At 69.0% G+C, this 11,993-nt stretch carries 10 protein-coding genes and 2 pseudogenes; 7 read left to right on the top strand and 5 right to left on the bottom strand.

The annotated features are described in order from the left end of the window. Both J0695_RS19385 and uvrA read right to left on the bottom strand, forming a co-directional pair. On the bottom strand, window positions 1-530 hold a 530-nt coding region (locus J0695_RS19385; protein WP_206963359.1), incomplete at its 3' end, for an alpha/beta fold hydrolase. 193 nt (window positions 531-723) lie between these two features. Beyond that, window positions 724-3,732: an excinuclease ABC subunit UvrA gene (gene uvrA / locus J0695_RS19380; RefSeq protein WP_206963358.1), complete on the bottom strand. Its 3,009-nt coding sequence runs from the start codon at window positions 3,730-3,732 to the stop codon at window positions 724-726. A 188-nt stretch (window positions 3,733-3,920) separates the two neighbouring features. Between uvrA and J0695_RS19375 the strand changes: the two genes are divergently transcribed. From J0695_RS19375 to J0695_RS19345, 7 genes and pseudogenes are all read left to right on the top strand, one after another. Beyond that, window positions 3,921-4,607: a maleylpyruvate isomerase family mycothiol-dependent enzyme gene (locus J0695_RS19375; protein ID WP_206963357.1), complete on the top strand. Its 687-nt coding sequence runs from the start codon at window positions 3,921-3,923 to the stop codon at window positions 4,605-4,607. A 10-nt stretch (window positions 4,608-4,617) separates the two neighbouring features. Further along, a complete protein-coding gene (locus J0695_RS19370) occupies window positions 4,618-5,274 on the top strand; it encodes an MBL fold metallo-hydrolase (protein ID WP_206963356.1) in 657 nt (218 codons plus the stop codon). A 40-nt stretch (window positions 5,275-5,314) separates the two neighbouring features. Further along, window positions 5,315-6,361: a S66 family peptidase gene (locus J0695_RS19365; protein ID WP_206963355.1), complete on the top strand. Its 1,047-nt coding sequence runs from the start codon at window positions 5,315-5,317 to the stop codon at window positions 6,359-6,361. A gap of 331 nt (window positions 6,362-6,692) precedes the next feature. Next, a complete protein-coding gene (locus J0695_RS19360) occupies window positions 6,693-6,932 on the top strand; it encodes a type 2 periplasmic-binding domain-containing protein (RefSeq protein ID WP_206963354.1) in 240 nt (79 codons plus the stop codon). Then, window positions 6,929-7,288: a type 2 periplasmic-binding domain-containing protein gene (locus J0695_RS19355; protein ID WP_206963353.1), complete on the top strand. Its 360-nt coding sequence runs from the start codon at window positions 6,929-6,931 to the stop codon at window positions 7,286-7,288. The genes J0695_RS19360 and J0695_RS19355 overlap by 4 nt, the downstream gene beginning before the upstream one ends. 248 nt (window positions 7,289-7,536) lie before the next feature. After that, the gene (locus tag J0695_RS19350) at window positions 7,537-8,805 is read left to right on the top strand and encodes an MFS transporter (protein ID WP_307798689.1); all 1,269 of its coding nucleotides are present in this window, start codon (window positions 7,537-7,539) and stop codon (window positions 8,803-8,805) included. Between the two features lie 32 nt (window positions 8,806-8,837). Further along, window positions 8,838-9,191 (top strand): annotated as a pseudogene (locus tag J0695_RS19345) (sulfonate ABC transporter ATP-binding protein); the annotation flags it as partial. Window position 9,192: 1 nt separating this feature from the next. Here the strand turns inward: J0695_RS19345 and J0695_RS19340 are convergent. The 3 genes and pseudogenes from J0695_RS19340 to J0695_RS19330 all read right to left on the bottom strand — a co-directional run. Continuing rightward, window positions 9,193-9,495 (bottom strand): hypothetical protein, encoded by a 303-nt coding sequence (locus tag J0695_RS19340; RefSeq protein ID WP_206963351.1) that lies wholly within the window; start codon window positions 9,493-9,495, stop codon window positions 9,193-9,195. Between the two features lie 140 nt (window positions 9,496-9,635). Continuing rightward, window positions 9,636-10,616 (bottom strand): TerC family protein, encoded by a 981-nt coding sequence (locus J0695_RS19335; protein WP_206963350.1) that lies wholly within the window; start codon window positions 10,614-10,616, stop codon window positions 9,636-9,638. A 232-nt stretch (window positions 10,617-10,848) separates the two neighbouring features. Beyond that, window positions 10,849-11,993: pseudogene (locus J0695_RS19330) on the bottom strand (TerD family protein); the annotation flags it as partial.

Genomic DNA, 11,993 nt, shown 5'->3' with positions numbered 1-11,993 from the left:
CGCTCGGCCAGCTCCAGGGCGCGGCCCCGGTCCTGGAACTCCACCGACCACTGCAGTACGGCGCGCTCGCGTCCCTCCGCCTTCTGCCAGCGCTCCAGATCGTTGCCGAGCGCCTGACGGAAGGCCTTCGCGTACTGCGGATGCCAGGAGGTGACCGCGTCGATGCCCATGCCCGACACGTACACGATCCGGCTCACCCGCCGCGGGTGCTCCAGCGCGTACGCAAGGGCGAGTTGGGCGCCCCAGGAGTGGCCGAGCAGCGCGATCCGCTCCAGACCGAAATGGGCGCGTACGGCCTCCAGGTCCGCGACCGAGGCGGCCAGCGTGTAGGGGCCTCCGGAGGGTGCGGAGCGTCCGCAGCCCCGCTGGTCCCAGCGGTACACGGTGTGACCGGGGAGCAGTGCGGCCACGTCCTCCAGGGTGTCCCAGAGGCCGGGGCCGCCGTGACAGAGGATCACCGGCGGGCCCTCACCGGTCCGCGCGGTCCAGAGTTCTGCGCCGTCGCCGGTCGTCACTGTCTTCTCGTCCACAGCGCCAGTGTGCCTGCGGAAACGTTCATCCGCGTGCGATTGCCTGTCGCGGCAGCCATGTTGACCACCGGTCCCACAGCTGTTTGACGCACGAACGTCCGGCCCCCGCAGCGGAGTTCGGCATCTGACGCGCCCGCCGCCGTTCCGGCAGATCCGGAACGACGGCGGGCGGAGTGACCTGTACCGCCGGCGGCTACGCCTTGCGGGCGCGGGCCGTCTTCTTCGCAGGGGCGGACGTGGCGGCGACCGTCTTCTTCACCGCCGCCTTTTTGGCCGGTGCCGTCTTGGCCGGTGCCGTCTTCCTGGCGACCGCCTTCTTCGCCGGCTTGCGCGCCGCAGGCGTACCCGCGTCGCTGATCCGCTCCGGGTCGAGGATCTCCCGCAGGAACTTGCCGGTGTGGCTGGCCGCGACGCCCGCGACCTGCTCGGGCGAGCCCTCCGCGACGACCAGACCGCCGCCGTTGCCGCCCTCGGGTCCCATGTCGATGACCCAGTCGGCCGTCTTGATGACGTCCAGGTTGTGCTCGATGACGACCACCGAGTTGCCCTTGTCGACCAGCCCTTGGAGCACCCTGATGAGCTTGCTGATGTCCTCGAAGTGCAGACCGGTCGTCGGCTCGTCCAGTACGTAGACCGTGCGGCCCGTCGAGCGCTTCTGGAGCTCGGAGGCGAGCTTCACGCGCTGCGCCTCACCGCCGGAGAGCGTCGGCGCGGACTGTCCGAGGCGTACGTAACCGAGCCCGACCTCATTGAGGGTGCGCAGATGACGGGCGATCGTCGGGACGGCCTCGAAGAAGTCCAGGCCCTCCTCGATCGGCATGTCCAGGACCTCGGCGATGGACTTGCCCTTGTAGTGGACCTCCAGGGTCTCCCGGTTGTAGCGCGCCCCGTGGCAGACCTCGCAGGGGACGTACACGTCCGGCAGGAAGTTCATCTCGATCTTGATGGTGCCGTCGCCCGAGCAGTTCTCGCAGCGGCCGCCCTTGACGTTGAAGGAGAAACGTCCCGGCAGGTAACCGCGGACCTTCGCCTCCATCGTCTCCGCGAAGAGCTTGCGGACGTGGTCGAAGACTCCGGTGTACGTCGCCGGGTTGGACCGGGGCGTGCGGCCGATGGGCGACTGGTCGACGTGGACCACCTTGTCGACCAGGTCGTCGCCCTCGACGCGGGTGTGCCGGCCGGGGACCGCGCGTGCGCCGTTCAGCTCGCGTGCCAGGTGGGTGTAGAGGATGTCGTTGACCAGCGTGGACTTGCCGGATCCCGAGACTCCCGTGACCGCCGTGAGGACGCCGAGCGGGAAGGACACGTCGATGTCCTGGAGGTTGTTCTCGCGCGCGCCGTGGACGGTGAGCCGGCGCCCCGGATCGATCGGGCGTCGTACGTCAGGCGTCGGGATGGCCCTCTTGCCGGAGAGGTACTGGCCGGTGATCGACTCCTTGTTGGTGAGCAGGTCCTTGAGGGAGCCGCTGTGCACGACCTTCCCGCCGTGCTCACCGGCGCCCGGGCCGATGTCGACCACCCAGTCGGCGACCTTGATGGTGTCCTCGTCGTGCTCGACGACGATGAGCGTGTTGCCCATGTCGCGCAGCCGCACCAGGGTCTCGATGAGCCGGTGATTGTCGCGCTGGTGCAGGCCGATGGAGGGCTCGTCCAGTACGTACAGCACGCCGACCAGTCCGGAGCCGATCTGCGTGGCGAGGCGGATGCGCTGGGCCTCGCCGCCGGAGAGGGTGCCTGCGGCGCGGTTGAGCGAGAGATAGTCGAGGCCCACGTCCACCAGGAACTTCAGGCGTTCGTTGACCTCCTTCAGCACACGCTCGGCGATCTTCTTGTCGCGTGCGTTGAGCTTCAGCACGCCCAGGAAGTCCGCGCACTCGCTGATGGACATCGCGGCGACCTGGGCGATGGACTTCTCCATCACCGTGACCGCGAGGACGATCGGCTTGAGGCGTGTGCCCTCACAGGTCGGGCAGGGCACCTCGCGCATATAGCCCTCGAAGCGCTCACGGCTGGAGTCGCTCTCGGACTCCGAGTGGCGGCGCTTGACGAAGGGGACCGCGCCTTCGAAGGACGTGGTGTAGGCGCGCTCGCGGCCGTAGCGGTTGCGGTAGCGGACCTCGATCTGGGTCTTGTGACCGTAGAGGAGGGCCTTCTTCGCACGCTGCGGGAGCCCGGCCCAGGGGATGTCCGTACGGAATCCGAGCTCTTCGGCCAGGGCGTTCACCAGCCGCGCGAAGTACTCCTTGGTGTGGCCGAGCGACCAGGGCGAGACCGCGCCCTCGGCGAGGGACTTGTCCTCGTCGGGGATGATCAGCTCCGGGTCGACCTCCATGCGCGTACCGATACCGGTGCACTCGGGGCAGGCGCCGAACGGCGAGTTGAAGGAGAAGGAGCGGGGCTCCAGTTCCTCGAAGGACAGGTCGTCGTACGCGCAGTAGAGGTGCTCGGAGTACATCCGCTCACGCTCGGGGTCGTCCGCGGGCAGGTCGACGAAGTCCAGCACGACCATGCCGCCGGCCAGCCCCAGCGCTGTCTCGACGGAGTCGGTGAGGCGCCGCTTGGCGCCCTCCTTCACCGTGAGGCGGTCGATGACCACCTCGATGGTGTGCTTCTCCTGCTTCTTCAGCTTGGGCGGGTCGGAGAGCTGGATCGTCTCGCCGTCGACCCGGGCGCGGCTGTAGCCCTTGGTCTGGAGATCGGCGAAGAGGTCGACGAACTCGCCCTTGCGCTCGCGCACCAGCGGGGACAGCACCTGGAAGCGGCTGCCCTCGGGCAGCGCCAGGACCTTGTCGACGATGGCCTGCGGCGACTGGCGCGCGATGGGGCGGCCGCACTCGGGGCAGTGCGGCTTGCCGATGCGCGCGAAGAGCAGCCGGAGGTAGTCGTAGACCTCGGTGATCGTGCCGACCGTCGAGCGCGGGTTGCGCGAGGTCGACTTCTGGTCGATCGAGACGGCCGGGGAGAGGCCCTCGATGAAGTCGACGTCCGGCTTGTCCATCTGGCCGAGGAACTGCCGGGCGTAGGAGGAGAGCGACTCGACGTACCGGCGCTGCCCCTCGGCGAAGATCGTGTCGAACGCGAGAGAGGACTTGCCCGATCCCGACAGCCCGGTGAAAACGATCAGGGCGTCGCGCGGGAGGTCGATCGAGACGTTCTTGAGGTTGTGCTCGCGAGCGCCGCGAACGATGAGACGGTCGGCCACGCCGGTCCGCACCTTTCTGAAGAGGAGGAGCAGGGGCGGAGCCCCCGTCCCAGGGTATGGGGGGCGCCTCAGCGATGTCTTGGGAAGCCTTGTTGGATGTCTCTCACGAGCCTATAGCACGCGCATTCGATTTCCTGTCATCGCCAAACAGCTTCACCCGAAGGAGTGGCGGGCCTATCGTCGACGTCATGTTGGATCATGCGCGCGACCTGGCCTCAGTACGTGAAGCGACCGGCCGACTCCTCGCCGAAGTCGGCAAACAGGACAACGCGGCACTCGCCCTGCCGTCACGGCTTCCGGGGTGGACGCGTGGTCATGTACTCGCACATCTCGCCCGAAACGCGGACGCCCTGGTGAACGTCCTCGCCGGCCGGCCGATGTACGAGAGCGGCGAGGCGCGCGACGCGGACATCGCGCGGGACGCGGGCAGGGCCCTCGACGTACAACTCGCCGACCTGCGGACGAGCGCTCAACGCTTCCAGGCGCAGGGGCAGGTCGCGGCGGACTGGTCGCGGACCGTGGAGCTCCGCAACGGCGTCACCGACGACGCGGCCAAGATCCCCTTCCGGCGGTGGGCCGAGGTCGAACTGCATCATGTCGATCTGGGGACCGGGTACGAGCTGGAGGATCTGCCGGCGGAGCTCGTGGAGCGCGAGATCGACTTCCTGGCGTCGCGATTCAGCGGGCACACGGACGTTCCGCGGACCGGGCTGGCCGCCGAGGGCGGCGGGGAGTGGACCACGGGCGGTGGCGAAGGCGGTCCTGTCTCGGTGACGGGGTCCCCCGCCGACCTGCTCGGCTGGCTCGCCGGGCGGCGCGACGGGGGCGCACTGGCCGTCGAAGGGGGCCCGCTTCCCGTACTGCCCCCGCTATAGGCTGGCACGTATGACGTACAGCGGAGCGGTGAAGGTCGGCGGCGGCGCGGATGTGCACGAGCTGACGGACCTGATGATCTCCAAGGTCGCGGTCGGGCCGATGAACAACAACGCGTATCTGCTGCGCTGCCGGGCCACCGGCGAGCAGCTGCTGATCGACGCGGCCAACGACGCGGAGACCCTGCTCCAGCTGATCGGTGACGACGGCATCGCGTCCGTCGTCACCACCCACCAGCACGGCGACCACTGGCAGGCGCTGGAGGCCGTGGTCGCGGCGACCGGCGCGCGGACCTTCGCGGGGCGGTACGACGCCGAGGGCATCCCCGTCGCCACCGATGTGCTCGTCGGGGACGGCGACACGATCCGGGTCGGACGCGTCGAGCTGACCGCCCGGCATCTGGTCGGCCACACCCCGGGCTCCATCGCCCTCGTCTACGACGACCCGCACGGCCACCCGCACGTCTTCACCGGCGACTGCCTCTTCCCCGGCGGCCTCGGCAACACCCGGAAGGACCCGACGGCCTTCGCGAGCCTGCTCGCCGACGTCGAGGCCAAGCTCTTCGCCGTACTGCCGGACGAGAGCTGGGTCTACCCGGGACACGGGCACGACACGACGCTCGGCGACGAGCGGCCGCACCTCGCCGAGTGGCGCGAGCGCGGCTGGTAATGCGGGTGCCGTCGGGCGGGGGCGCGGCTAGGGTCCCGTCATGATCCTTCCCGTATATCCGCCGAAACCCCGTCCCGGTGACCGTGTCGCCGTCATCTCGCCAGGCGCCGGGCTGCCGGGGATTCTTCCGCTGCCGTACGAGCTCGGTCTCGAGCGGCTGGAGAAGGAGTTCGGGCTCGTCCCGGTCGAGTACGCGTCGACCCGGAAGATGGGGTCCACACCGCGGGAGCGGGCCGACGACATCCACGCCGCCTTCGCCGACCCGGAGATCAAGGCGGTCATCGCGTCGATCGGCGGGGACGACCAGATCACCGTGCTGCCGTTCCTCGACCGGGAGCTGATACGGGCGAACCCGAAGCCGTTCTTCGGCTACAGCGACAACACCAATCTGCTCGCCTATCTGTGGAACACCGGGATCGTGGGCTACCACGGCGGCTCGGTGATGGTGGAGCTCGGGCGGCCCGTCGCCATGAACCCGCTGACCGCCGACTCGCTGCGCGCCGCGCTGTTCACGTCGGGTCCGTACGAGCTGCGGCCTGCCGAGCGGTTCACGACGGGCGGCGGACGCTGGGAAAACCCGGCGACCTTCACCCGCGAGCCCGAGAGCCTGCCCGCCGACGGCTGGTCCTGGCTGAACGCCGACCGGGTCGTCGAGGGACGCAGCTGGGGCGGGAACGTGGAGATCCTCGCGTGGCTGCTGATGGCGGACCGGGAGATCGCCCGCGATCCGTCGGCGTACGACGGCGCGGTGCTCTTCCTGGAGACCTCGGAGGAGATGCCGAGCGGCGAGGAGGTCTTCCGGATCCTGCGCAACATGGGCGAGCGCGGACTGCTCCAGCGGTTCTCGGCGCTGCTGGTGGGCCGCCCGAAGACGTGGTCCTTCGAGCAGCCGCTCTCCCCCGAGGACAGTGCGCGGTACGCGGCCGGACAGCGCGCGGCGGTGGGGCGTGCGCTGGCGGCGTACGCCCCGGACATGCTCACCGTCTTCGACGTGGCGCTCGGGCACACCGACCCGCAGCAGGTGATCCCGTACGGCGGGACGGTCCGCGTGGACGGACCCGGCCGCAGGATCACCGTCACGTACTGACCGGGTGGGGAGGGGCGGTCGCCCCGCCCCTCCCGCGTGGCCGTGCCTGATCAGATCAGATCAGGTCAGATCCGATCAGGTCAGGTCCTGGTCCCACTGGTAGGTGCCGCCCTTCTTCTCCCGCAGCGTCGCACGGACCCGGGCCAGCACCTGCGGGAAGTCCAGCGGACGTCTGCGACGGCCTGGGCGTCACGGAGATGCCCCCTTGGTACAGCGGAACCGAGTCCGTGCGCACCGCCACCACGTCCTGGTAGTGGTACGCCTGCGTCTGCTCCGACTGGAGACCTCCGGAGAACAGGTCGAGTTCGCACCGGTAGATGGCCAGTTGGTAGTGGGTCGGGCAGATCACCATGAACGCATACCGCGAATACCGCTTCTCGCCGTCATCCCCGATGGCGATGCGGCAAAGGACGACGTACAGCCGGTCAATCTTCAGATCCTGGACATCCCTGCCGCACCGCAGACCAAGCAGGTGGACTCGGCGGTCCTCACCGAGCCGCTGCGGTCCAAGTACCTGGTGCCCTATGCGGCGGGAAAGGCGCACATCTGCTGGACGACGCACAGGACTTGACCAGCGGGCTGCAGCTGTTGATCGCGCCGGGCAAGGCCGTCGACGACCCGGCGAAGACGGCGGCGCTGCGGGATCTGTCGGCTCGGTGGACCAAGGCGCTGAAGTGGGCCGACGCGCATCCGCAGGAGTGGGTGAAGGCCTGCTTCGTCGATGCCCGGAAGCTGCCGGCGAAGGTCGGTGCGCTGATCAACAAGGCCGGCGGCACATCGAGTTTCCCCACGTACGACGTGGCGGCCAAGGCCCAGCAGGAGGTGGCCGATCTGCTCGTCGACGCGGGCGCGGTGCCCGGTCCGCTGGATGTGAGCAGCGAGTTGGACCACCGCTTCGAGGCGGCGCGGCAGGAAGTCGCGAAGTAGGCAGGTCGAGTGATCTGCGGAGCCCGGTCCTCCTCCAGCAGTTGACGCTCCTCGACGAGTTCGACCGCGAGGCCGAGTTCACGTGCCTCCCGGGTGCACGAGCCTCCCGGAGGTTATGCCGAAAGTGAAGCCGCAGCTTGCGTCCCGTTCCCTGGGCAAGCGTCGTGCTGTCGGTTCCATGATTGATGGAGGTACCCGTGGGCCTGGTTCTGAGGTGTGTGACGCGTTCTTCGCCGTACTGGCCGGTGGTGAGTCATAAGACCCTGCGGCGGGTCCTCCCCGGATTCGCGGTCTCCGCGCTGGGCGACGGCATGGCCGTGCTGGCGGTGAGCTGGCTGGCCATCGAGCTGGCTCCGGCAGCCGACCGCGGCATCTGGGTGGCTCTGGCAGCCGCCGCCTACACCCTTTCCGGGGCGGCGGGTGCAGTGTTGCTCGGCCGTTTCCTACGGCACCGCGGGCCCGCCCAACTGGCGGGCTGGGATGCGTCCTTGCGGGCCGTCGCGCTGGGGTCGATCCCGATCCTGTACGCCTTCGGAGCCCTCGATGTCCGGGGGTACGTGGCCCTGCTCGCGCTCTCGTCGTTCCTGCACTCCTGGGGGCAGGCGGGGGTCTACACATTGATCGCCAGGGTGCTGCCCGAACGCGACTACCTGGCCGGGAACGCCGTACTCTCCGGCGTGGGGTCGATCGCCACGGTGGCGGGGCCGCCGCTGGCCACGCTCCTCATCATCTTCGGGGGCCCGGCGACGGTGCTCGCCGCGGACGCCGCGACCTTCCTGGTGCTTGCGCTCACCTTCCTCTTCTTCGTCCCCAAGGGCAGCGTCCCCGAGGACGACCGGATGACGCGTTCGGCCGGCTTCGCGGTGGTGCGGCGCATTCCCGCGCTGTCGGGGCTGCTCGCGCTCAGCTTCGCCTTTTTCTTCTTCTTCGGACCCGTGTACGTGGCTCTGCCGCTCCACGTGTCGGACGATCTCGGCGCCTCCGCCGGGGTACTGGCCGCGTTCTACACGGCCTTCGGTATCGGCGCCGTACTCGGTTCGCTGCTCACGGGTTTCCTCAGCACGTGGCGGCTGTGGCCCACGACTGTCGGCATCATCATCGGCTTCGGGACGCTGATGCTGCCGCTGGGCCTGGGTGCGCCGACGGTCGTCTCGGTTGTCTGCTTCGGTTTCGCCGGTCTGCTCTGGCCGCCGTACTCGACACTGTCGACCACGCTCTTCCAGCGGTCCACGCCCAGCGCACTGCTGCCGCAGGCGCTGGCCGCGAGTTCCGCCGTCCGCGTGCTGTCCGTTCCCCTGGGAACCGCCCTCGGCGGGCCGCTGGTGGCGGCCCTCGGCGCGGTCGGGGCACTGCGTCTTTCGGGCGGTGCCATCGCGGTGCTCGGCGTGGCCGCCGCGACCGTCCTCGCGCTGCGAACGGCCAGGACGCGCCGGGCGTCGCCGGGTGACGATGCCGCGGGGGACCCGAGGGATGCGAGGGATGCGAGGGACGTGGAAGGTGCGGGGGCCCGGCCCTAGCCGGCGCGCCGCCCAGGATGCCTTCATGCCGAGCCGAGGTGGGGCTCGCGCAGAAGGCGCGCCTGGCCGGGGACGCTGTCCGGCGGGGAGGCGCAGCGGGTCGCGCTGGCGAGGGCGCTGGTGCGCTCGCCGGAGCTGCGGATGCACGCACTGCTGCGGCAGCTGTGCGTGCGCCACCGGCCGCCGTACTGCTGGTGACGCACGATGTGGACGAGGCGCTGACACTGGCGGACCCGGCGCTGGTGCTGACCGGTGGCCGGCTCTCGCTCGACGTGCCCGTCGATCTGCCGGCCGGCCGGTCGCGTACCTCTCCCGAATTCGCCGCGCTGCGCACCCGGCTTCTCGCGGAGCTCGGAGTCACCGGGGCGGAGAGCGTGCTGACGTGACTTACTTGATGTCGGCCTGTTCGCGGATGTCGCAGTCGGTGAAGGTGGGCTTCTTCGTCGCCATCGACGCGAGTTTCTGCGACAGCTTGTCGACCTCCGGGTCCCGGCTGTTGCGCATGGCGTCTTCGTAGGAGTTGAACTCGACCACCACGAGGAACCGCTTCGGCCTGGCGCGGTCCTGCAGGACGGTGCGGTGGACGGGGTGGCCCTGCTGGCCCTGGTGCTGCTGCTCGAACTGCTCGATCACGGAGCGGATCTCGTCGATGCGCTCGGTCTCGAAGTCGATGATCTGCGCGAACTTCATGGGGTCCTCCCCTGCTCGCGGCACACCCGCCGCCCGGGAGCGCTCACCGTACAAAGCAAGCACCGGCCGGAGCGGGCGGCAATGCTCCGCTCACTCCGGCCGGTGCTGAACATCCCTACGCCGTACGCCCGTCAGCGGCGTCAGGCGTCGATGCTGTCCTTCGAGGACGCCTCGGCCGCGGCCTGCCTCTTCACAGCGACAAGGCTCGTGATGGTGGTGATGATCAGGACACCGCAGATCACCGCGAGGGAGACCGGGATGGAGATCTCGGGGACGTGCACCCCGTTCTCGTGGAGCGCGTGCAGCACCAGCTTCACACCGATGAAGCCGAGGATCACCGACAGTCCGTAACTGAGGTGGACCAGCTTCTTGAGCAGGCCGCCGATCAGGAAGTACAGCTGGCGCAGACCCATCAGGGCGAAGGCGTTGGCGGTGAAGACGATGTACGGGTCCTGGGTGAGGCCGAAGATCGCGGGGATCGAGTCCATCGCGAACAGGATGTCGGTCATACCGATGGCGAGCATCACGACCAGGAGCGGCGTCATGATCTTCTTGCCGTGCTCGCGGATGAAGAGCTTCGTGCCGTGGTAGCGGTCGGCGACGCCGAACTTCTTCTCGACGGACTTCAGGAGACGGTTCTCCTCGAACTCCTCTTCCTCGTCACCGGAGCGCGCCTCCTGGATGAGCTTCCAGGCGGTGTAGATGAGGAACGCGCCGAAGATGTAGAAGACCCACGAGAAGTTGGCGATGACCGCTGCGCCGGCCGCGATGAAGATGGCGCGCAGGACCAGGGCGATCAGCACACCGAAGAGCAGTACGCGCTGCTGGAGCTGGCTGGGCACCGAGAACTTCGCCATGATCAGGATGAAGACGAAGAGGTTGTCGACACTCAGCGATTTCTCGGTGATGAAGCCCGCGAAGAATTCGCCGGACGCCTGACTGGTGCCGAAGATCAGCAGTCCGATGCCGAAGAGCGCGGCCAGGACGATCCAGACCACGGTCCAGATGCCGGCTTCCTTGATCGACACGTCATGGGGCTTGCGCCCGATGAAGAAGTCGACCGCGATGAGGGCGGTCAGACCAAGGATGGTCAGCACCCACAGGGTCAGTGAAACTTCCATTACTACGCCTCCGGCGATTGCTACGGCTACTTGATCAGCGTCGTCGCTGCCGGAGGTCTCTTCCACCCGAGCCGGACCAAACCGGCTTCCCGGGCCGACGCCCCGGGACCTGGACTGGTCCGTATTGACGGGTACGCCGCACTAGGGGAGTACTCCCCTCCGTACCGAGGAGACTACAGGAAGTACCAAGAGGAGGTAAAGGGATGGGCAAAGGGAAGTACAAAATGCCTGGTCAGTGACGCCATGCACGACGAGCCGAGGCGACCTGGCCGAGGACGTCCACCAAGAGCCTGCTGCCGGGAGGCGTCAGAAGCGGTTCGTACGTCCAGGCGTGGCCGACCCAGGGGTCCGCGAGGTGGTCGTCGGGGATCGGAGTGATGCGCAGAAGCGAACGCCAGAGCGGGTCGAGGAGCGGTCCGTACGCACTCGCGTCCTCGCGGTCGGCCACCATCAGCAGATGTACGCCGACGGACGGGCCCTCGTCGGCGAGGTAGCGCAGCTGGGTGAGGGCGCGGTCGTCGAAGCCGTGCGGGAAGTCGTTGACGATCAGCAGCTGCTCGGCGGTGTCGACTCCGGACGGCAGTGCGTCGGCGGCTCCGCCGCGCACCGCCATCTGCACCAGGTCGACGCGCTGGGTGAGTTTGGCGAGGACCGCGGCCACTCCCCCGGCGCCGGTCGCCGGCGGTTCGTCGAGGACGCCCGACTGGACGAGGGGGGCGAGCGAGGAGGCCGCCGCGCCCGCCGGGTCGATGACATGGACGGTGAATTCGCCCGCCGGATAGACGGCGAGGAGGCGCGCGGCCTGCGCGACGGCGGTGTCCATGGCGAGCCGCTTCAGCTGCGCCTGGTCCATCAGCAGGGCCGCCTCGGAGGCGGCGCGGCCGCTGTCGACCCACATGCCGCGCTCCAGCGGCAGCCGTACGAGCATCGGGATGATCAGTTCGGGACGCTCGGGGAGGTGCAGATCGCCGACGCGCAGTGCCATCGGGATCTCCATGGGCAGCTCGTACGCCGTCCAGAGGGGGCTGTCCCAGCGGGCGTAGGCGAGCGGCAGGGCGGGCTCGACGACCTGGGACTCGGCGGTGAGCTGGGCGATGTCGCGCTCCAGGACCTCCCTGGCCTGGGCGATCAGCCCGTCGCACTTGGCGCGGGCCTGTTCGCGGGCGTTCGTACCGGCGTTGCCGATGCGGTTACGGGGGTCGGAGAGTGCCTTGTCGAGCTCCTGCTCCAGGCGGGACTCGGCGAAGTCGACGGCGCTGCGGTACGCGGCCATGGTGCGGGCCAGGTCCTCGAACATCCCCCAGACCTGGTTGTAGAGCCGCTCGTCCATCGACCAGCCGGAGGCGTCGCCCGCGACGGGCTGGGCGGCCTGGCCCG

Source organism: Streptomyces beijiangensis, assembly GCF_017315755.1.
Lineage (GTDB): Bacteria > Actinomycetota > Actinomycetes > Streptomycetales > Streptomycetaceae > Streptomyces > Streptomyces beijiangensis.
Note: the sequence above shows the minus strand (reverse complement) of the source record. Positions and strands in the feature narration are given on the sequence as shown.